Source organism: Mycobacterium sp. ML4 (assembly GCF_054515735.1).
This window is the reverse complement of sequence record NZ_JBTNSY010000003.1, coordinates 251,620-271,792: the sequence shown is the minus strand read 5'-3', so window position 1 is coordinate 271,792 and position 20,173 is coordinate 251,620. Positions and strand designations below refer to the sequence as shown.

At 68.7% G+C, this 20,173-nt stretch carries 19 protein-coding genes; 9 read left to right on the top strand and 10 right to left on the bottom strand.

Annotated elements, in window-relative coordinates:
* Positions 1-347 precede the first annotated feature (347 nt).
* Positions 348-1,025, top strand: coding sequence for a cation diffusion facilitator family transporter (locus ACX9NE_RS05115; protein ID WP_459360597.1), 678 nt, complete (start codon positions 348-350; stop codon positions 1,023-1,025).
* On the opposite strand, the gene ctpC is transcribed toward ACX9NE_RS05115, so the two are convergent.
* From ctpC to ACX9NE_RS05095, 4 genes are all read right to left on the bottom strand, one after another.
* Positions 1,022-3,169 carry a manganese-exporting P-type ATPase CtpC gene (gene ctpC / locus ACX9NE_RS05110; RefSeq protein WP_459360636.1) on the bottom strand — a complete coding sequence of 716 codons (2,148 nt, stop codon included), beginning with the start codon at positions 3,167-3,169 and terminating at the stop codon, positions 1,022-1,024. The two genes, ACX9NE_RS05115 and ctpC, sit on opposite strands and share 4 nt — an antisense overlap.
* Positions 3,170-3,251: 82 nt before the next feature.
* Positions 3,252-3,533, bottom strand: coding sequence for a DUF1490 family protein (locus ACX9NE_RS05105; RefSeq protein ID WP_459360596.1), 282 nt, complete (start codon positions 3,531-3,533; stop codon positions 3,252-3,254).
* A 148-nt stretch (positions 3,534-3,681) separates the two neighbouring features.
* Complete coding sequence (locus ACX9NE_RS05100) at positions 3,682-4,401, bottom strand: TIGR03089 family protein (protein WP_459360595.1); 720 nt, start codon at positions 4,399-4,401, stop codon at positions 3,682-3,684.
* Positions 4,389-5,864: an LCP family protein gene (locus ACX9NE_RS05095; protein ID WP_459360594.1), complete on the bottom strand. Its 1,476-nt coding sequence runs from the start codon at positions 5,862-5,864 to the stop codon at positions 4,389-4,391. The genes ACX9NE_RS05100 and ACX9NE_RS05095 overlap by 13 nt, the downstream gene beginning before the upstream one ends.
* A 64-nt stretch (positions 5,865-5,928) precedes the next feature.
* Between ACX9NE_RS05095 and rfbD the strand changes: the two genes are divergently transcribed.
* The 3 genes from rfbD to manB are packed head-to-tail and all read left to right on the top strand — an operon-like array spanning position 5,929 to position 8,804.
* Positions 5,929-6,822, top strand: a complete 894-nt coding sequence (gene rfbD / locus ACX9NE_RS05090; RefSeq protein ID WP_459360593.1) for a dTDP-4-dehydrorhamnose reductase — start codon at positions 5,929-5,931, stop codon at positions 6,820-6,822.
* Positions 6,815-7,723, top strand: a complete 909-nt coding sequence (locus tag ACX9NE_RS05085; RefSeq protein WP_459360592.1) for a glycosyltransferase family 2 protein — start codon at positions 6,815-6,817, stop codon at positions 7,721-7,723. Before rfbD ends, ACX9NE_RS05085 begins: the two co-directional genes overlap by 8 nt.
* A gap of 1 nt (position 7,724) precedes the next feature.
* Positions 7,725-8,804, top strand: a complete 1,080-nt coding sequence (manB, locus tag ACX9NE_RS05080; RefSeq protein WP_459360591.1) for a mannose-1-phosphate guanylyltransferase — start codon at positions 7,725-7,727, stop codon at positions 8,802-8,804.
* 59 nt (positions 8,805-8,863) lie between these two features.
* Here manB and ACX9NE_RS05075 read toward each other — a convergent pair whose 3' ends face one another.
* The 4 genes from ACX9NE_RS05075 to cofD are packed head-to-tail and all read right to left on the bottom strand — an operon-like array spanning position 8,864 to position 13,324.
* The gene (locus ACX9NE_RS05075; RefSeq protein ID WP_459360590.1) at positions 8,864-9,403 is read right to left on the bottom strand and encodes an NUDIX hydrolase; all 540 of its coding nucleotides are present in this window, start codon (positions 9,401-9,403) and stop codon (positions 8,864-8,866) included.
* Complete coding sequence (locus ACX9NE_RS05070; protein ID WP_459360589.1) at positions 9,400-10,986, bottom strand: Eco57I restriction-modification methylase domain-containing protein; 1,587 nt, start codon at positions 10,984-10,986, stop codon at positions 9,400-9,402. Before ACX9NE_RS05070 ends, ACX9NE_RS05075 begins: the two co-directional genes overlap by 4 nt.
* A complete protein-coding gene (locus ACX9NE_RS05065) occupies positions 10,983-12,332 on the bottom strand; it encodes a coenzyme F420-0:L-glutamate ligase (protein ID WP_459360635.1) in 1,350 nt (449 codons plus the stop codon). Before ACX9NE_RS05065 ends, ACX9NE_RS05070 begins: the two co-directional genes overlap by 4 nt.
* A gap of 5 nt (positions 12,333-12,337) precedes the next feature.
* Positions 12,338-13,324, bottom strand: a complete 987-nt coding sequence (gene cofD / locus ACX9NE_RS05060; protein WP_459360588.1) for a 2-phospho-L-lactate transferase — start codon at positions 13,322-13,324, stop codon at positions 12,338-12,340.
* A 358-nt stretch (positions 13,325-13,682) separates the two neighbouring features.
* Here cofD and ACX9NE_RS05055 point away from each other — a divergent pair, with 358 nt between their 5' ends.
* Positions 13,683-14,027 carry a WhiB family transcriptional regulator gene (locus ACX9NE_RS05055; RefSeq protein ID WP_084250636.1) on the top strand — a complete coding sequence of 115 codons (345 nt, stop codon included), beginning with the start codon at positions 13,683-13,685 and terminating at the stop codon, positions 14,025-14,027.
* A 16-nt stretch (positions 14,028-14,043) separates the two neighbouring features.
* Here ACX9NE_RS05055 and ACX9NE_RS05050 read toward each other — a convergent pair whose 3' ends face one another.
* Positions 14,044-14,556 carry a metallopeptidase family protein gene (locus tag ACX9NE_RS05050; RefSeq protein ID WP_459360587.1) on the bottom strand — a complete coding sequence of 171 codons (513 nt, stop codon included), beginning with the start codon at positions 14,554-14,556 and terminating at the stop codon, positions 14,044-14,046.
* Between the two features lie 62 nt (positions 14,557-14,618).
* Here ACX9NE_RS05050 and ACX9NE_RS05045 point away from each other — a divergent pair, with 62 nt between their 5' ends.
* The 4 genes from ACX9NE_RS05045 (at position 14,619) to manA (ending at position 18,862) form a co-directional block, all read left to right on the top strand.
* Positions 14,619-15,068, top strand: a complete 450-nt coding sequence (locus tag ACX9NE_RS05045) for a DUF3499 domain-containing protein (protein ID WP_459360586.1) — start codon at positions 14,619-14,621, stop codon at positions 15,066-15,068.
* 101 nt (positions 15,069-15,169) lie between these two features.
* Positions 15,170-16,561 (top strand): phosphomannomutase/phosphoglucomutase, encoded by a 1,392-nt coding sequence (locus ACX9NE_RS05040; protein WP_459360585.1) that lies wholly within the window; start codon positions 15,170-15,172, stop codon positions 16,559-16,561.
* Complete coding sequence (locus ACX9NE_RS05035) at positions 16,558-17,628, top strand: TobH protein (RefSeq protein WP_459360584.1); 1,071 nt, start codon at positions 16,558-16,560, stop codon at positions 17,626-17,628. The genes ACX9NE_RS05040 and ACX9NE_RS05035 overlap by 4 nt, the downstream gene beginning before the upstream one ends.
* A 7-nt stretch (positions 17,629-17,635) precedes the next feature.
* Positions 17,636-18,862 (top strand): mannose-6-phosphate isomerase, class I, encoded by a 1,227-nt coding sequence (gene manA / locus ACX9NE_RS05030; RefSeq protein ID WP_459360583.1) that lies wholly within the window; start codon positions 17,636-17,638, stop codon positions 18,860-18,862.
* A 183-nt stretch (positions 18,863-19,045) separates the two neighbouring features.
* Here manA and ACX9NE_RS05025 read toward each other — a convergent pair whose 3' ends face one another.
* Positions 19,046-19,756 (bottom strand): hypothetical protein, encoded by a 711-nt coding sequence (locus tag ACX9NE_RS05025; protein WP_459360582.1) that lies wholly within the window; start codon positions 19,754-19,756, stop codon positions 19,046-19,048.
* Positions 19,757-20,173: the final 417 nt, after the last annotated feature.

Here is a 20,173-nt window from a genome sequence, read left to right as displayed (position 1 = left end):
CTTCCACCGGGATGAGCAGCACGCCGCTTCAGGGCGCTCCCAGCAGACTGCGCCCGCACGCATTGACGCGTCTATCAGAAGGTTTGGAAGGACATCTTGCGTGCAATGAAAGCATTGCGCCGTTCAGCAAGCGATGGCTCTGGCAATTGCCTCAAGACACGCTGTGCAGAGCCGGTGGCCGCTCGTCCGGCCCGAGGGGACTTCGAACCGAATGCCCTTCCGTCGCGCGCGAACTCTCCTACACCGCGTGACGATTAGTTGTCGCGGAACGTTTTCACACGTCTGCCAGGCACCGGCGAGCGCGCCGATTCCGGCGCGTCACCGACCATGCCGCTAACATCGCGGAGATGACCAGTCCCGGTGCCATTGGCGAACCAGCCGGTGTGATCGAGCACGCGTGTCACCCGGAGCAAGTGCCGCACGGCGCCGAGTGGCTGCGCAACGCCGCCTGGGCGCGCCGGCTGGCCTGGATCAGCCTGGCCGTGCTGCTCATCGAAGGCGGCGTGGGGCTGTGCGAGGGTGTGGCGGTCCGATCGGTCGCGCTGACGGGATGGGCGCTGGGCGGTGCCTCCGAGGGCCTGGCCAGTGCGATGGTGCTGTGGCGGTTCACCGGCGACCGCACCTTGTCCCAGACCGCCGAGCGGCGCGCCCAACGCGGCGTCGCGCTCTCATTCTGGCTGGTGGCACCGTATGTCGCCGCCGAATCCGCGCGGCATCTGCTGATCGGCGAGCACGCCGAGGCCTCGGTGCTCGGTATCGCGCTGACGGCCCTGGCTGTGGTGCTGATGCCGATTCTGGGCTGGGCCAACCATCGGGTGGGCGCGCGGCTGCAGTCCGGGGCGACCGAGGGCGAGGGCACACAGAATTATCTGTGCGCTATCCAGGCCGCCGGGGTGCTGAGCGGGCTGGCGGTCACCGCGGCCTGGCCCGCCGGATGGTGGATCGATCCCGCGATCGGGCTGGCGGTGGCCGGCGTCGCTGTCTGGCAGGGCGTGCTCGCGTGGCGCGGCGAAGATTGCTGCTAGGCCCGCGTGACCGCGGCGCTCTGCGCCGCGCTTGCGGTCGCCACGGGTCCGTCCAGCCGGTATCGGATCAGCCGAGAGCTGTTGGCCACCACGGCTACCGACGACGCGTTGTGCAAAATCGCGGCCAGCACCGGCGACAGCGCGCCGCCCGCGCCGATGAGTAGCCCGGCGGCGTTGACGGCGATGGACATGCCATAGTTCTCCCGGATGACGTCTACCGCCCGCCCGCCGAGGTCCCTGACATCAAGCAGGCGGTGCAGGTTGTCGTTAGCCAGTGCCACGTCCGCCGTTTCGACGGCGACGTCGGTGCCGGCCAGGCCCATCGCGATGCCGATGTCGGCGGCGGCCAGCGCCGGGGCGTCGTTGATGCCGTCACCGACCATCCCGACGACGTAGCCGTCCTCCTGCAGTTGGCGCACCACCTCTAGCTTGTCCTCAGGCATCACCTCGGCGCGCCATTCGTCGATGCCCAACTCCTCGGCGACCACCGCGGCGATGTCGGGGTGGTCGCCGGTGAGCATCACGATCCGACGAACGCCACTGTCTCGCAGCTCGTTCAGCACCCCGGCCGCATCCGGCCGCACCTCGTCGCGCAGGCTGATCACACCGACCAGCGTGCCGTCCACGGCGAGCAACAGCGGCGTCTCGGCCTGGCGGCGCAGCCTGTCCACCCACTCCTGCGCCTTCTTGGATACTTTGACTTTCTCGGCGCGCAGCAGCCCGGGACTGCCGAGCAGCAGGGTGCGCCCGTCGGCCCAGGTCCGCATGCCCAGGCCGACCAGCACCTCGCATTCCTCGTGCGGCGGGATGCTGATGTGGCGCTCCTCGGTGGAGCGGATGACCGCCTCGGCGAGCGGGTGCCGGGAGTGGATCTCCGAGCTGGCGGCATAGGCCAGCACCTGCTCGGGCTCCCAATCCTTGTGCAGCGACACGATATTCGTGACCACCGGGCGCCCGACGGTGAGCGTTCCGGTCTTGTCGAAGACGATCGCGTCGACCCGGCCGGCCTGTTCGAGGTGCGAGCCGCCCTTGATCAGGATGCCGCGGCGGGCGCCGTTGCCGATCGCGGCGCTGATGGCCGTCGGCGTGGACAGGCCCACCGCGCACGGGCAAGCGATCAACAGCATGGTCATGGCGCGCCGGACATCGCCGGTGACCAGCAGGGTCAGCGCCGAGACGACGAACGAGGTCGGCACGAAGCGCCGGGAGAAGTTCTCTCCGACGGTCTGGATCGGAGCCCGGTCGTGTTGCGCCTCTTCGACTCTGGTGATGATGCGCCCGATGGTGGTCTGGTTGCCGACGGCGCTGGCGCGCACCACCAGCCGTCCGCGCACCACCACCGAACCGGCGTGTACGTGTGCCCCGGGGATGATGCTGACCGGCAGGTTCTCCCCGGTGATCGCCGACTGGTTGACCACAGCTTCGCCCTCGACCACCTCACCGTCGACCGGGATGGCGACATGGTCGTGCACCACCACCTCGTCACCGATCTCGAGGCTGTCGATCGGCACCTGAACCTCCTGGCCCTCGGCCAGCCGCACCCAGGCGGTGTCCTGGTTGCCGCGCAACAGCTCCGAGATGGCGCGCCTGGTCCGGCGCAGCGTCAGATCCTGTAAATATTCGCCGATGTTGAGCAACCACAGCACGGTGAGCGCGACGACGTTCTCGCGCAGGATCAGGCTCGCTACCGTCGCCGCGGAGACCAGCGCATCGGTGCCGAGCCTGCCCGAACCCACCGAGCGCAGTGCTCCGCGCAGGAACGGGTAGCCGGTGAAGATGGTTACGCCGGTGGCCACCATCCGGCCGCTCGGCCCCAGTAGCGGCGGCCGGGCGAACACATAGCGGCGTACGCCGAGCAGGGCCAGCGCCGCGCCGCCGATCACCATGCGCAGTACGTCGGCGTTGCGGATCTCCTCGGAGTGGGGTGGGCGTGCGGGAATGAGTTCGGCCGCTACGTGTGCGGCGCCGTCGATCGCCGTCAGCACCGCCGCGCGGTCGCAGCGCCTGGGGGAGTACCAGACGACGACCGAACCGGTGCGCGGGTAGGCGTGCACGACGCGTACCCCGTTGCACTTGGCGACGGCGTCCTCTACCGCGACGGCCCGCCGCGAATTGCAGCGGACCCAGTCCACCCGCACCCGCATGCGCCCGGCAGCATCGGAAATCACCTGCAGCGCAGTGGTTTCGGCGGGAGCGAGCTCTGGAACCAGCGCGAGGGCCACGGGATCAGTGGTCGTGGTTGTGGACGTCACCGACCGCAGGCGTGGGCGCCTCCTCGCCGATGCGTTCGCGGGCCTCAGCCACCACGTCGGCGATCTTGAGCCTGGCCGACTCGGCCGCCTCCTCTGCACGGCGAGTACCACGCAGACCCAGTTCCGCTGTCGCAACTGCGGTTTGGTGCAGCGGAGCCTTCTTGGCGGCTTTCTTCAGTACCTCGTAAGCGGTAACCCCGGCCAGCCCCGTGACCACCGTCGTTGCCGCCTTCGCCAAGAACACCTGCACCGCCATTGTCTGACCCTTTCCATGGTCCGTTGTCTTTTCGGCCACGCTAACATCGAAATATTGCGATATCAACATGTATCGCCGAAATAGGCTGAGCAGACACAGAATTGCACTGGTAGCGGCCCAAGCATGCGACTTCGCGTCTGCTTGCGGGTCAGAGGACCTTGCTCACCTTCTCCGTCTCGACCCGGCGCTGCAGCGCCGCCGGATCGGGGTTGGCCACCTGGACCAGCGACCCGCCCACCGACAGAACCGCCAGCAGTCCGTCCACCAGATCCTCCGGTCGCTCCCACGATGCGGTGGACAGCACCCGATCCCCCGGCGTCAGCTGCTGCCTGGCCGCTGACTGTGCGCACGCGGCCACCAGCTGGCCGACCGATTGGCCGGCCAGCGCCCGACCAGGGTGCGCCTCGGGAACGGTCTGATCGCCGTGCACCCGAACTGCGGTGGCGTAGTCCGTGATACCGATCGGCAATTCGGCCACGGCCCGGCCGAACGGATCCAACGACAGCACCGCCACTTCGCCGCCGGCCACCGCCGCATCCGCCTCGTCCAGCCGATCCACCGTGCACATCGCGACCTCGGCCGGTCCGTGCAGCACCACCTCGGCACCGACCCACCACACCCCGAACAACACCGCCGCAGTCTGCCAGTGCGCCGGCAGCAACACCGCCACCCGGCTGTCGGGTCCGGCGCCCAGCTCATCGCGCAACAGGTTGGCGGTCTTGGCGGCCCAGTTGGCCAGCGTCACGGCGGACAATTCGATGCGCTCGCCGGTGGCATCGTCGTAGTAGGTGATGCGCGGGCCGACCGGATCGGCGCGCAGCAGCGGGTCCAGGATCGCTCCGGAAACGGTCGGGTTCAGTTGATGCACTCCGGGTTCTCCGAGCCCGCGGTGAGGATCGGCGACGGTGCCGGGACAGTGCTGTTGACCGAACCGACGGTCGAGGCACGCGCGGAGGTCGGAGCCCCACCGTCGAGGCCGGAGCCCGGACCCGTGTAGTCGCTGGCGAGCACCACCCGCACCTGCCCGGCTGGAACCGAGGAGTCGGCGACGACGGGCAGTCCGCCCAGTTGCCGGCCGATCTCCTGGGCACCCAGGTCGTCGGTCTTCGCGGCGCGCACCTGGCTGTTCTTGACGTGGCTACCATCGTTGTTCCCCGCCGAACCGGCGGTGAAGCCCTTGGCGCTGAGCACGTCCAGCACCGCGGACGCCAGACCGTTGATGTCGGTGTCGTTCATCACGCTGACGGTGGTTTTGCCGGGGGTGTACGCGAGTTCTTCGGTCTTGCCCTGGTCCTGCTCGTGCAGCAGGCCGCCCACCCATTCCTGCACCGCGTGCGGGTCCACCCGCACCACACTTTGCATGCCGTCGTCGCTCCAGCCGGCCCCGTCGAGCACCGGGATGGTGGCGAAGGCGACGTTGCCGCCGGTCAACTTGGACACTTGCTGGACGAAATCCATGATGTTCCAGCCCTCCGACAGCACCACCGACCGTTGCACCGCCTGCTCGAGGCGCTTGAGCGTGGTGGGACTGGACAGGGTCTTGCCGGAGATCACCCGGTGAGCCAGCGATGCCATCACGGCCTGCTGGCGCACCACCCGGTCGAGGTCGCCGCGCGCTAACTCGTGGCGCTGGCGGACAAAGCTCAGGGCTTGCGGCCCGTTCAGGCGTTGCCGGCCGGCCGGAAAGTCGGCACCCGAAAGCGGTTCGAAGACCGCATCTTTGAGGCAGACCTCCACACCGCCCAGGGCATCGGCGATCAACGCGAAGCCGAGTAGGCCGATTTCGGCGTAGTGGTCGACGGTGACGCCGGTCAAATCGGCCACCGTCCTGATCAGCGCCTCGCGCCCGGCCTGGGTGCCCGCCGTCGCAGCCTCGGCGGCCGAGGCGCCGGCCTGCACCAGGCTGGTCCGCTTGATCTCGCGGGTTTGTCCGTAGACGCCGTTGATCTTGGTCTTGCCCAGTCCGGGCGCCGACACGTAGGAGTCGCGGGGAATCGAGATGGCGGTCGCCGACTTCCCGTTGTTGGGGATGCGGACCAGGATGATGGTGTCGGTGTTGGTGGCTTCCTCGTCGCCGGCCCGCAGTGTGGCCAGTTCTTCGGCGGTCAGCGGGTTCCCGTGCGCGTCGGTGCGGCTGTCGAGTCCGACCAGCAGAATGTCGATCGCGCCGTCGTCGCCACCGTGGCCCAGCGAGGCGGCCGACATGTGAAAAATGCCGTCCTCGAAGGAGCGGACGTTGCTCCACGCCACTCCGGTGCCGATCACGATTACCAGCGTGAGAGCGGTACATACCACACGAGTCACACGAGCCACACTTTGCGCAGGCATCACTGTAGGTTACTTGTGCAACAGTCGGTTTCCGGGTAGCGCTGCCCGGCGTGCCAGACTCGAAGACATGTCGAGCAGGCTGGTGATCACCGGAGCGGGCGGGCAACTGGGCGCGCTGGTGACCGAACAGGCCGGCCACCAGGGCCGCGACGTGCTGGCCAGAACGTCATTGGAATGGGACATCACCGACTCCGCCGCGGCCGGGCACATCCTCCGGGCCGGCGACATCGTCATCAACTGCGCGGCCTACACCGACGTCGACGGCGCCGAAACCGACCGGGACCGCGCCCACGCCGTCAACGCCACCGGCCCGCGAATTCTGGCCCGTGCCTGCGCAGGCGCCGGCGCCCGGCTTATCCACATCTCCACCGACTATGTGTTCAACGGCGATTTCGGTGGTCGCCCGCCGCGGCCCTACGAACCGGACGACCCCACCGCTCCACAGAGTGTCTACGCCCAGAGCAAGCTGGCCGGCGAGCAGGCCGTCGTGACGGCGCTGCCGGAGGCGGTCGTGGTGCGTGCCGCCTGGGTGTACACCGGCGGTATCGGCAGAAGCGATTTCGTCGCCGTCATGCAGCGGCTTGCGGCCGGGGACGAGCCGATCAAGGTGGTCGACGACCAGATCGGCTCGCCCACCTACGCCGCCGACCTGGCCACCGCGCTGCTGGAGTTGGCTGACAGCCCGGTGCGAGGACGGGTACTGCACGCGGCCAACGGGGGCGCGGTGTCCCGTTTCGAGCAGGCCCGCGCCGTGTTCGAGGAGAGCGGTGCAGACCCGCAACGGGTGCGGCCATGCGGCACCGACGAGTTTCCGCGGCCCGCGGCGCGCCCGTCGTACTCGGCGTTGTCCGGCCGGTCCTGGGCTGCGGCCGGCCTCACCCCGCTGCGGCCCTGGCGTCCTGCCCTGAAAGCGGCCCTGACGGCGGCTTTCGATCGACCGTTACCCTCTACGCGTGACTGACGTGCTGCCGGTCGTCGCGGTAACCTACTCGCCGGGCCCGCACCTGGAGCGGTTCCTGGCGTCGTTGTCGCTGGCCACCGACCGGCCGGTGGGCGTGGTGCTGGCCGACAACGGCTCCACTGACGGCGCCCCGGAGGCGGCCGTCGAACGCTATCCGAACGTCCGCCTGATGCCCACCGGCGCCAACCTCGGATACGGGACGGCGGTCAACCGCGCGGTAGCCACGTTGACAGACGGTGAATGGGACGACCAGTGGGTGATCGTCGCCAACCCGGACGTGCAGTGGGGCCCGGGCAGCATCGATGCTCTGCTGGAGGCCGCTACCCGCTGGCCCCGCGCCGGCGCGCTGGGCCCGCTGATCCGCGATCCGGACGGGTCGGTGTATCCGTCGGCGCGCCACCTGCCCAGCCTGATCCGCGGCGGCATGCACGCCGTGCTCGGACCGGTCTGGCCACGCAACAGGTGGACCCGGGCGTACCGTCAGGAACACCTCGATCCCAGCGAGCGGCCGGTGGGCTGGCTGTCCGGGTCGTGCCTGCTGGTGCGCCGCTCGGCGTTCGACCAGATCGGCGGCTTCGACGAGCGCTACTTCATGTACATGGAGGACGTGGACCTCGGCGACCGGCTGGGCAAGGCCGGTTGGCTGTCGATCTATGTGCCCTCGGCCGAGGTGTTGCACCACAAGGGCCACTCGACTGGAAGTGACCCCGGCCGCCATCTGGCCGCGCACCACCGCAGTACCTATATCTTTCTGGCGGACCGCCACCCCGGGTGGTCGCGGGCCCCGCTGCGCTGGACGTTGCGGGGGTCATTGGCGGTGCGTTCGCGCGTGATGGTGCGCAACGCGGCCCGTCGGTCGCGCCGGGCGGCGCGGCAAGAACTCGCAGAAGGGCGGCGCTGAGGTGGCAACCCATGACGTGGATGCGGTGATCCTGGTCGGCGGCAAGGGCACCAGGCTGCGGCCGCTGACGTTGTCGGCGCCCAAGCCGATGCTGCCGACGGCCGGGCTGCCCTTCCTCACCCATCTGTTGTCGCGGATCGCCGCGGCCGGCATCGACCATGTGGTGCTGGGCACGTCGTATCGGGCCGAGGTGTTCGAGGCCGAGTTCGGCGACGGGTCCAAGCTCGGGTTGCAGATCGACTACGTGACCGAGGAGAAGCCGCTGGGAACCGGCGGCGGCATCGCCAATGTCGCCGAGAAGCTGCGCCACGACACCGTGATGGTGTTCAACGGCGACGTGTTGTCCGGTACCGACCTGGGCCAGTTGCTGGCCTTCCACCGCGACCATCGGGCCGACGTGACGCTGCACCTGGTGCGGGTGGGCGATCCCCGGGCGTTCGGTTGCGTACCGACCGACACCGACGGCCGGGTGACCGCGTTTCTGGAGAAGACCCAGGACCCGCCGACCGATCAGATCAACGCGGGTTGCTACGTCTTCCAGCGCCGGATCATCGACCGGATCCCGCGTGGCCGCGAGGTCTCGGTGGAGCGCGAGGTCTTCCCGGCGCTGCTGTCGGACCCGGATGTCAAGGTGTGCGGCTACGTCGACGCCACCTACTGGCGTGACATGGGCACCCCGGAGGACTTCGTGCGCGGCTCGGCGGACCTGGTGCGTGGCATTGCGCCGTCGCCGGCGCTGCACGGTCAGCGCGGTGAGAGTCTGGTGCACGACGGCGCGGCGGTGGCGCCCGGAGCGCTGCTGATCGGCGGCACGGTGGTGGGGCGCGGCGCTGAGATCGGTCCCGGCGTCCGCCTGGACGGCGCGGTCATCTTCGACGGCGTCAAGGTGGAGGCCGGCTGTGTGATCGAGCGCTCGATCATCGGCTTCGGCGCCCGCATCGGCCCGCGGGCGCTGATCCGCGACGGCGTGATCGGCGACGGCTGCGACATCGGTGCCCGCTGTGAACTGCTGCGTGGTGCCCGGGTGTGGCCGGGCGTCTCGATTCCCGACGGCGGCATCCGCTACTCGTCAGACGTCTGAGCTTTGTCGCGTCGAACGTGCGGCCAGCTTCACGCTCGGGTGCGAACGTGCGGCCAGCTTCACGCTCGGCGCAGTGCTTGAGCCACCAGATATTCCAGCGCATCATCGGTGCCCGGCGGCAACTCATCGGCGGGCCACCACTTCAGGTCGTCGGACTCGTCGCTGAGCACGATCTGCGCACCGGCCGGGGCATGCGCGACGAACTGCAGATCCAGGTGCCGCGTCGGCACTCCCAGCGAGCAGGTCACCGGATGCACGTGCACCGCAACGAGTTCGGGCTCCAGCCGGAGCTCGGCGATCCCGGATTCCTCGACGGCCTCCCGCGAAGCGGCGGTGAGGATATTGAAGTCGTCGTCCTCGCAGTGCCCGCCCAATTGCACCCAGCGGCCCAGCCGGGGATGCAGCGTCAGCAGCACCCGCGCGCTGCTGTGGTCGAGCAGCAGCGTCGACGCGGTGACATGACCGGGTTCGCACTCGCGCAGGCAGGCATCGGCGCGGGCGAGCACGAACGCCAGCACCGCCTCGGCCAACGAGTCCTGAGCCGGGTTGGGTGCCTGCCAGTCGCTGAGCAGCGCGATCACCGAGTCCCGCACGCTCACGGCAACCGCCGGCGGGTCCGTCGGGTGCGGCGATCCCGTAGCGCCGCCCGCGCCGCGCGGCACTGCGCGACCATCTCGGGCGGCACCCCCAGCTGCTCGATGAGCACCCGGCGGTCCACCAGGTCGAGGGCCTTGTCGATCTCGTTGGCCCGCAACAGCAGGTCGACATCGGTCACCAGGCCCGGGTCGGCACATTCGGGCGGGGGAATGGGCAACTGCTCGGCCTCGGCGGGCTCGAGCTCCAGGATGCCGCCGCCATAACTGCGTCCCATGACCTCGGCGAAGGCGAAGGTCGCGCTGTTGTGAAACACCGCGGCCAGCGCGCCGGCGTCGGTGCCGGGCGCGGTGCGCACCCGGTGCACGGTGTCAGTGCTCGTCGCCCCCGCGGCGTTGACCGTCAGCCGCGGGGCCAGGTGAATCTGACGCAGCATGAACAGATCCGGGATCCACATCGACGGCGTGATCCACCACGGCTTGCGCAGCGAACATTTGTAACCTCGTTGCACGCCGGCCGTCTCGCCCGCGTCGATGTGCGCCAAGAGTGCGGCGTCGCGCGGTTGGGCCGGGGCGTGCAGCAGCCAGGTGCGCTGCCCCGCGTCGAGATCGATTGTGCGGCAGTCAATGTCATAGAACAGTCCGGTCAGCTGGGCGCTGCGGGAGACCAGCGGAACGCAGTGCGGGGTGAGCCCGTGTCGCTGTGCCTGCGCGTCGGTGAAGGTGAAGAAGCTGTTGCGCCCGGTCACGATGCCGACGTCGACCTCGGCCACCCGGCCCAGCGGCATCAGCACGGCGGATCCCTTCAGGCCCCGCAGTGTGCGGATCTGGGAGGGGGCCAGGAAATACGCGGTCCACTTCTCCCGCTCGTGCACCAGCGCCGGGGCCGACGGAGCCTGCAGGCCGGCCCGCGCTATTGAGCCCAATCCGTCGGCATCGTCGAGCTGTACCGTGCGGATACGCGCCGGACCTGATCCGGTGACACCGCAGAACAACACCACCTCCTGCAGCACGCCGTCGAACACCAGCCGCCGGAAGCTCACCAGGGTGATGTCCCGGTAACGGCTCACCAGGAAGTCGCGCAGCTGCGCGGCGTATCCGACCTGCAGTAGCTCGGCGGGCAGCACCAATCCCACCCGGCCGCCTTCGCGCACCAGCGTGGTGCTCGCCACCACGAACGGCACCCAGGCGTTGGTCAATCGGTTGGGGCGCAACCCCTCCCGGTGCAGCAGCGCCATTGCGGGCTCACGCTGCTCGGCAGCCCAGTGCCCGAAGCGGATGTAGGGCGGGTTGCCCGCGACGCCGTCGAAGTCGCGCCCGCCCGACCAGCAGAACAGGTCCGCGGTGTCCACCGGCGCGAAGGTGCGCGCTTTCGCCGCTTCGGCGGCAACGAGTTCCACGCCGCGCGCCTGGTCGCTGCGGCCGGCCAGCTCACGCAGGATCCTCCCGTCCCCGCACGACGGCTCCAGCAGCCGCGGTCCGGCCTGGGCAACCCACCCGGCCAGGAAGCGGGCGATCGGCGCCGGCGTGTAGTACCCGCCGCGAATTTTGTCGGCGGTCACGGCTGCCTTGCCCGCGAAGGTGATCACTTGCGGATCAACAGCTCTGCGACGGGAAGCGGGTCCCGCGGCCTGGCTGGCTCGGCGGCGTAGCCGATCGCGATGGCGCCCAACGGCTCCCAATCCTCCGGAAGCGCTAGCTCTTCGCGCACCAGGTCGGCGGCGAAGATCGTCGACCCGATCCAGCAACTCCCCACTCCGCGGACCGCCAGCGCTACCAGCAACGCCTGCACCGCAGCGCCGACCGCCACGGTGAACATGGTGTGCTCGGCGGCGGTGCGGGCGGCATCGGGATAGCTGTGCGCGCCGTCGGGCACCAGGAACGGGATGACGACTTCAGGTGCCTCGTAAAGAATTCGGCCGCGCGCCACCCTACGCTCGACCGAGTCGGCCGGACGTCCGTCGCCGATGAGGTCGGCGCGCCACTTGTCTTTCATCCGGTCCAGCAACCGCGTCCGGGTGTCCTCGTTCTGCAGCCACGCGAACCGCACCGGGCGGGTGTGGTGTGGGGCCGGCGCGGTAAGCGCTTCGGCGACAGCGGATTCGACGAGCTCCGGCGGCACCGGTTCAGTGCTGAACCGGCGGACCGAGCGGCGCAACAACTGAGCCTGCCCGCGGCCCAACTCGATGGCCTCGGCGGTGCCGAGCCAGAACAGGTCCTCGGTGCCGGCCCGCACCAGGTGGCGGGCCGTCGTGCCGTCGTCGACCGGGCGCAGCCCACGCACCACGGCCACCGGCATCGCGGTGAGCTTTCCCTTGACCAGGTCGGCCGCGGCCGCGATCTCATCGGCCACCGCGACCTCGGTGACCATCAGTTCGTTGCCGTGCCGGTCGACGGCACCGGAATAGTTGTGCAGTACCGCCAGGCCCGCGGAGCCCACGGCCGCGTCGATCTGGCCGTTGCGCCAGGCGCGACCCATGGTGTCGGTGATCACCACGGCGACGGTGACACCGAGCCGCTGGTGCAGCGCGGCGCGCAGAGCGGCGGCGCTGGCGTCCGGATCCAGCGGCAGCAGCGCCAATTCCCTTCGCCCCACATTGGATCCGTCCACCCCGGCCGCCGCCTGGATCAGCCCCAGCCGGTTCTCGGTGATCAACGTCCGTTCCTTGCGCGCCAGTACCCGCACGGCCTCGTCGTCGATCAGCTTGCGGCGCAACCGGTCTCGTTCTTCGTCGTCCTGTGGCGCAGGCACCAGCCGGCCCTCGCACTTGGACACCACCTTGCTGGTCACTACCACCACGTCGCCGTCGTGCAGCCAGGGCGCGGCGGCGCTGAGTGCCGCACCCAGATCGTCACCGGGACGGAACTCCGGAAGCCCCCTGACCGGTAGGATCTCGATCTTGGCGGCCGAACCGTGCTCGCCTGCCGGCGGCAGCGCGGTCACACCGTCACGCCCGCGAGGTCCAGGCCGGCCCGCACCATGTCGGCGGTCGCCTCCGGTTGACTCATCAACAGCGGGACGGCGCGCACCGCAACACCCTCGACGTCAGCGGTGTCGCCGTCGTGGACCAGCCAGCAGTCCAGAATTCCCGTGCCGCTACGGGCGCCGTAGTGCCGGCCCACCGCTTCGGCGGTGGAAGACACCCCGATCACCGACAGGCAGGCATCGGCCATGCCGCGCAACGGCTTTCCCCCGACGATGGGGGAGTAGCCGACCACCGGGGCGCTGGTTGCCCGCAGCGCGCCTCGGATTCCCGGTACGGCCAGGATGGCGCCGACGCTGACCACCGGGTTCGACGGCGCCAGCATGACGACATCGGCCCCGGCGATAGCCGCCACCGCTTCGGTTGTCGCAGTGGCCTTTTCGGCTCCGACGAACGCGAAGCTGTGGGTCGGCACCCGGGCACGGTGCCGCACCCACCATTCCTGAAAGTGGATCGCTCGCCTGTTTCCGTCGGTGGGATCGGTGATCACCACATGCGTTTCGCAACGGTCGTCGGTGACCGGCAGCAACTGTGCGCCCGGTTGCCACCGGTCGCACAGCGCCGCGGTGATCTGCGACAGTGGATAGCCGGCACCCAGCATCTGGGTGCGCACCAGATGGGTGGCCAGGTCGCGGTCGCCGAGCATGAACCAGTCGGGCTGCACGCCATAGCGTGCGAGTTCTTCTTTCGCATGCCAGGTTTCGTCACGATGGCCCCAGCCGCGGTCCGGGTCGACGCCGCCGCCCAGGGTGTACATGCAGGTGTCGAGGTCCGGGCACACGCGGACGCCGTGAATCCAGGCGTCGTCGCCGACGTTGACGACGGCGTTCAGTTCATGGCCGGCGCCCCCGCCCTGAGCAAACTGGCCGATACCGAGCAGCCGCTGCACGCCGAGCAGGAAACGGGCGCCGCCGACTCCCCCGGCCAGAACGGTGACTTTCACACCAGGACAGTACCTGCCCGGCGGGACGCGTTAGGGTGGGGTGAATCTTGGTAACCAATGTGGCGCAAGGGACTTGTGATCAATTCGTACTCGACACGCCGTGCTCGGTGCACAACAGAATCGCCGAAATTCGATCACGAGATGGTATGGAAATGCGCCGAAGTGCTTGACCAGGGTCCCTGGCCCGTGTCTAATCACATCAGTGTCATTTCCCGGTTGGCCGGCCGGTTCCGGTGTCGCAGACCGAGATTCGATCACTTGTTCGAATTGGGCATCTGTACATCAAAACAGTGGGAAACCATTTCACTCTCTATCAGTGAGGAGGCGGAGCATGTCCTATGAGTACCTTCGGGGCGTAATGGGAGGCACACCGCACACCACTCCCGAGCCGGCTGAGACCTTCATGCCGCATGTCCGTCCTCATTTGAGCGTGGTTCCCGATGCGCCCGCCGCATTCGAACCGGAGCCGATCGAGGAGATCCCTGCCGATCAATGGCAGGACAAGGCGCTGTGCGCCCAGACCGACCCCGAAGCCTTCTTCCCGGAGAAGGGCGGCTCCACCCGCGAGGCCAAGAAGATCTGCCTGGGTTGCGAGGTCCGGCACGAGTGCCTGGAGTACGCCCTGGCTCATGACGAGCGGTTCGGTATCTGGGGTGGTCTGTCCGAACGCGAGCGTCGCCGCCTCAAACGCGGCATCATCTGATCCGGGCGTCGCCGGATCAGTCGTCGATCGTGGGGTCGATGACCGAGGGTTCCACGTCCAGATAGATGGCCACCTGGGCCACCAGGATTTCATGCAGCAGGTCACCGAGTTCGACGGTGTCTTTGGCCCGTCGCTCGATCGGCTTGCGGAACAACACAATTCGCGCTCGCGTCGCGTTACCGCGGACGTCGACACCGGCCGGGATCAGCCGGGCCAGCGCGATCGGTCCGTCGGCGATCACCTCCGGCGGCCACTGCACACTGTCGGGATCCTTGGCCGAGATGCGCGGGATCTCGTCCACCGCGACGTCTAGCTCGGAGACCCGCTCCCGCCAGCGGCGCTCGATAGGCTCATAGGCTTCCAGCACGGCCATGTCGAAACGTTCGGCCCGGCTTCGCCACCCGGGCACCGTCGGCGGTAGCAGAGGACCGCGTAGATCGCGGCCCCGCCGGCGTCCCACCCGGCCTCGGCGCCCGAAGGGCAGAGCCGATCTGTCCCCGCTCACGCGCCGATGGTAACGGTTACACATCGCCCCCGCCGATGCGCGTGTCCGCCGCTGCACCGGCGTTTCCCCGCGATAGCCTTTCGAGCGTGAACGTACCCCGACGCTGCTGCCGGCCCGGGTGTCCGCACTATGCAGTGGCAACGTTGACGTTCGTCTATTCGGACTCGACGGCGGTGGTCGGCCCGCTCGCCACCGCGCGGGAACCGCACTCGTGGGATCTTTGTGTCAACCACGCCGGCCGCATCACGGCGCCACGCGGCTGGGAACTGGTGCGCCACGCCGGGCCGCTGCCCACCCACCCCGATGAGGACGACGAACTGGTGGCACTCGCCGACGCCGTGCGCGAGGGCGGAGCGGTGGTCGCGCGTACCGCCGCACTAGTCAACGGCTTCGTCGCCGGCGACGGATTCGATGACGGGCCGCGGACCGCGGGTGTCCATGTCGCCGCCCCGGGCGGTGGCGTGCTCGCTCCGCCTGAACATCGCTCCGGACGCCGACGTGGCCATCTGCGGGTGCTGCCGGATCCGCCTGCCTAGCTTTCCGAGCTGGTGGCGACCGTATGGGTCCGGAGCCCCGCCGGGCCGATAGGCTGGCGACCAAGAGTCGTACTCACCCAGGTCGTCAGGAGCACCGGAGAATGTCGTGGCCCGCCGAGGATGTCCACCGTGTCATCAAGGCTTATGACGTTCGCGGGCTGGTCGGCGAACAGATCAACGAGGCGCTGGTCACCGATGTCGGGGCGGCGTTCGCGCGGTTGATGCGCAGCGAAGGCGCGAGCCGGGTGGTGATCGGCCACGACATGCGCGACAGTTCCCCGTCGCTGTCGGCGGCATTCGCCGCCGGGGTCACCGGTCAGGGTCTGGACGTGGTGCGCATCGGGTTGGCCTCCACCGACCAGTTGTACTTCGCCTCCGGGCTGCTGGACTGTCCTGGCGCCATGTTCACCGCGAGCCACAACCCGGCGGCCTACAACGGCATCAAACTGTGTCGCTCCGGTGCGAAGCCAGTCGGCGCCGACACGGGGCTGACGACAATCAGCGAGGACCTGATCGCCGGCGTCCCCGGTTGCGACGGGAAGCCCGGTTCGGTCACCGACAAAGATGTGCTGGACGAATACGGGGTGTTCCTGCGCTCGCTGGTCAACACCTCCGGGTTACGTCCGTTGCGGGTTGCCGTGGACGCCGGCAACGGCATGGCCGGTCATACCGCGCCGGCGGTGCTCGGCGCGATCGCCTCGATCACGTTGCTGCCCTTGTATTTTGAGTTGGACGGAACTTTTCCAAATCACGAGGCCAACCCGCTGGACCCGGCGAACCTGGTGGACTTGCAGAACTATGTCCGCGAAACCGGCGCCGATATCGGCCTGGCATTCGACGGCGACGCCGACCGCTGCTTCGTCGTCGACGAGCGTGGCAACACGGTCTCGCCGTCGACGGTGACCAGCCTGGTGGCCGCCCGGGAGCTGGGCCGCGAGATCGGCGCGACGGTGATCCACAACGTCATCACGTCGCGCGCCGTGCCGGAGTTGGTGGTCGAGCGCGGCGGCACTCCGCTGCGCTCGCGGGTCGGACACTCCTACATCAAGGCGCTGATGGCCGAGACCGGCGCGATCTTCGGCGGCGAACATTCGGCGCATTACTACTTCCGCGACTTCTGGGGCGCCGACTCCGGCATGCTGGCCGCGCTGTACGTGCTCGCAGCACTCGGCGAGCAGCAGCGCCCGCTGTCCGAACTCACCGCCGACTACCAACGCTACGAATCGTCGGGCGAGATCAACTTCACCGTGGCCGACGCGCCGGCTTGCGTGGACGCCGTCTTGAAAACTTTCGCGGGCCGCGTCCAGTCGATTGACCACCTCGACGGCGTCACCGTGGACCTGGGCGACGGCAGCTGGTTCAACCTGCGCAGCTCGAACACCGAGCCGCTCTTGCGGCTCAATGTGGAGGGGCGCAGCATCGAGGATGTGGACGCCGTGGTCGCTCAGGTCAGCGACGAAATCGCCGCGCAGGCAACCGGAGCCGTCCCGTGAGTGCCGTCGGGTCCGTCGATCTCGAGGACGCTGACGGCCTGATCGCCGCCGACCGGGACGGCCTGCTGCGGGCGGCGTCGATGGCCGGGTCCCAGGTGCGTGCGGTGGCCGCGGCGCTCGGTGAAGGCGAGCTGGACTCGTTGCGCGGTGAGGACCGGGTGCGCAGCGTGATCTGGGTGGCCGGCCGCGGGACCGCCGAGACAGCCGGCGCTCTGCTGGCGGCGACGTTGGCAGCCGCGGCCGCCGAGCCGATCGCGCTGGTCACCGAGGCGCCGCCGTGGGTCGGCCCGCTGGACGTGCTGATCGTCGCCGGTGACGATCCCGGCGATCCCGCGCTGGTCGGCGCCGCGGCGACCGGTGTACGCCGGGGAGCGCGGGTGGTGGTGGTGGCCCCGTACGAGGGCCCGTTGCGCGATTCCACGGCGGGCCGGGTCGCGGTGCTCGCGCCGCGGCTGTGGACGTCCGAGGAGTTCGGGTTGTACCGGTACCTGGCCGCCGGCCTGGCCGTGTTGCAGACCGTGGATCCCAGGCTGAGCATCGATCTCGCCGCACTCGCCGACGAATTGGATGCCGAGACACTGCGCAACAGTGCGGGCCGTGATCTGTTCACCAACCCCGCGAAAACGCTGGCCAGCCGGATGACGGACGCTCAGATCGCGCTGGCCGGCGACAGTGCCGCGACCCTGGCGCTGGCCCGGCACGGCAGTGCGGTGTTATTGCGGGTCGCGCAGCAGGCCGCCGCGGCCGTCGGTCTCGGCGATGCGGTGGCCGCGTTGCGCAACGCGCCGCGCGGATTCGGCGAACCCACCGACGCGCTCTTCCACGACGACCAGATCGACGGACCGCTGCCCCAGCGACTGCGCGTGCTGGCACTGACGCTGTCCGCGGAGCGGACGGTGGTGGCCGCGCGGGTGGCCGGGTACGACGACGTCTTCCTGGTCGGGGCGGAGGATGTGCCGGACCAGCCGTCCGTGCCGACCGGGGCGGGGCGTGCCGAGCAGCAACTGGCAGTATTGGCCGTTCGGCTGGAGATGGCCGCGGTTTACCTGCGACTGGCACGGGGATAGAGAGACGGTGGAACTTCTACGCGGAGCGTTGCGCACGTACGCCTGGGGATCACGCACCGCAATCGCCGAATTCACCGGGCGGCCGGTGCCGGCCATCCATCCCGAAGCCGAACTATGGTTCGGGGCCCATCCCGGTGACCCGGCGTGGCTGGAGACGCCTCACGGCGAAACCTCGTTGTTGGCGGCACTCACCGCCGACCCCGAGGGTCAGCTCGGGCCTGCGTCGCGCGCGCGGTTCGGTGACGTGCTGCCGTTCCTGGTCAAGGTGCTGGCCGCCGACGAGCCGCTGTCCCTGCAGGCGCACCCGAGTGCTGCGCAGGCGCTCGAGGGTTTCGCCCGCGAAGAGCGACTGGGTATTCCGATCAACTCGCCGGTCCGCAACTACCGCGACACCAGCCACAAGCCGGAGTTGCTGGTGGCGTTGCAGCCCTTCGAGGCGCTGGCCGGCTTCCGGCAGGCGTCGCGAACCATCGATCTGTTGCGGGCGCTGAACGTATCTGATCTCGACCCATTCATCGATCTGCTCGACGACCAGTCCGACGCGGACGGCCTGCGTGCGCTGTTCACCACGTGGATCACCGCACCCCAGCCCGATCTCGACGTGCTGGTGCCTGCCGTGCTCGACGGTGCGATCGTGTACATCAGTTCCGGGGCAACGGAATTCGCGGCCGAGGTCAAGACCCTGCTGGAATTGGGGGAGCGTTACCCCGGTGATGCCGGGGTGCTGGCGGCGTTGCTGCTCAACCGCATCACCCTGGGCCCGTGCGAGGCGATCTTCCTGCCGGCCGGCAACCTGCACACCTACCTGCGCGGTTTCGCGGTGGAGGTGATGGCCAACTCCGACAACGTGTTACGCGGCGGACTCACGCCCAAGCACGTCGACGTGCCCGAACTGCTACGGGTGCTGGACTTCGCACCGACCGCAGAAGCGCAACTGCGCCCGTCCGTGCACCGCGACGGCCTGGAACGCATCTATGACACTCCGACCGACGAATTCGCGCTAGCTCTGCTGGTGCTCGACGGCGACCACCTCGGTCACGAGGTCGACGCGGCGTGCAGCCACGACGGCCCGCAGATCCTGTTGTGCGCGGAGGGATCTCTGACGGTGTATGGCAAATCCGGATCGCTGACTCTGGAGCGCGGAGTGGCCGCCTGGGTCGGTGCCGACGATGGCCCGATCCGGCTTTCCGCGGAACGTCCGGCTAAGCTGTTCCGGGCTACGGTGGGCTTGTAATCGTTCGCGCAGGTCCCATCGCCCGACAGATGAACTACCGAATCCGAAAGTGCCGCTTCGGGCTTACTCGCGGTCGCATCCATCATCGTTGAGGCCGCTCAGGCAACTGCCGTTCCGACGCCGCACGAACGTCGGCCTGATTGATCCGGGCATAGCCGGGCCCGTGCAGGACTATTGCTTCGGTCACTGCCGGCGGCCGGGCGCCGGCTGCGGTGCCCGCAGCAGCACCACCGCCGCAAGGACGATCCATATCGCCGGAGGAAAGTTGGCGATCACCACCGGGCCCCACCCACCTGGGTTATAGAAACTGGTGACATCCACCGCTCCGCCGTACATAGAGGGCACCCCCGCCGCGCAAAGTACCGCGCCGGTGTAGGCGACCCACCTACTCCAGCGTGGCAGAACCCCGGTGGACGCGGTGGCGTAACCGGCCGCACCCAAGAACAACCCCGTGATAGCGAAGGCGATGGAGCTGTTGTAGATCAAGATGGTGCCCATGGTCAGGGTCCGCGCCGCGGACGGATCTGGATTCCCGCCGAGAGCATCGAGCGCGGAGGCTCCTTCCAGACCGTTGGCCACCAGCGTCACCCCCACCCAGACCGCCATGGACCCGAACACCAACGTGGCGGCCCACTCGTAGGCCGGATCGGCCCGGCGGATCAGATGGCTCAGAGCGGCCGCGAAGACCATAGCGGCCACGTACAGCCCCAGATCCAGTAGCACCCTGGTCAAAATTACGTTGTGCAGCCGAGACGCCTCCTGAGCCATCGCGGGGCCATCGTAGAACGAAACCGAGGGATCGCCTTTCCTGTACAGCGGGAACTGGGCCATCCACAGCAGGACCATCGCCACGGCACCCCAGCCCGCGATGCGCCGGATCTTGAGCTCTGTCACGTTCGTCCTCCTCGATAGGCGAGCAGTTCAGCTGCCCGGCAATCCCGCGTCCGGGGTCCTTGATTCTGCCGCTGAGGCCAAGGGCACGAAGCCGCATCAGCAGATAGGGGTCCGCAGGTGCAGCCCATCGGCTAACACTCCTCCGTCCCGGCCGAATCCTGAGGAAGCTTTCCGAGAAGGATCTACAGGGCGTTGCATGCGCTGGTCCGCGACCACGCCGGCTATGGCTCGTCCCGCCGGGCCTGGGCACCCCCCGGGGATGGCCCTCGGTCGCGGCTCAGGGCGCCGGTCGCTCACAACACGTCACGGGACCTGTAATTTATGAAAAATATTTCACGTTATTTGACGGACGTAATCGGTATCGCGTAATCTAGCTCGCATGACTTCCCGGAGACTAGCGAACACCGTCGGCGGTGT

Bases quoted from the DNA above. Each gene is read 5' to 3' on its own strand.
- ACX9NE_RS05115 (WP_459360597.1), top strand. From the start codon at position 348: ATGACCAGTCCCGGTGCCATTGGCGAACCAGCCGGTGTGATCGAGCAC.
- ctpC (WP_459360636.1), bottom strand. From the start codon at position 3,169: ATGCGGGTGCGGGTGGACTGGGTCCGCTGCAATTCGCGGCGGGCCGTC.
- ACX9NE_RS05105 (WP_459360596.1), bottom strand. From the start codon at position 3,533: ATGGCGGTGCAGGTGTTCTTGGCGAAGGCGGCAACGACGGTGGTCACG.
- rfbD (WP_459360593.1), top strand. From the start codon at position 5,929: ATGTCGAGCAGGCTGGTGATCACCGGAGCGGGCGGGCAACTGGGCGCG.
- ACX9NE_RS05055 (WP_084250636.1), top strand. From the start codon at position 13,683: ATGGGAGGCACACCGCACACCACTCCCGAGCCGGCTGAGACCTTCATG.
- ACX9NE_RS05050 (WP_459360587.1), bottom strand. From the start codon at position 14,556: ATGTGTAACCGTTACCATCGGCGCGTGAGCGGGGACAGATCGGCTCTG.
- ACX9NE_RS05040 (WP_459360585.1), top strand. From the start codon at position 15,170: ATGTCGTGGCCCGCCGAGGATGTCCACCGTGTCATCAAGGCTTATGAC.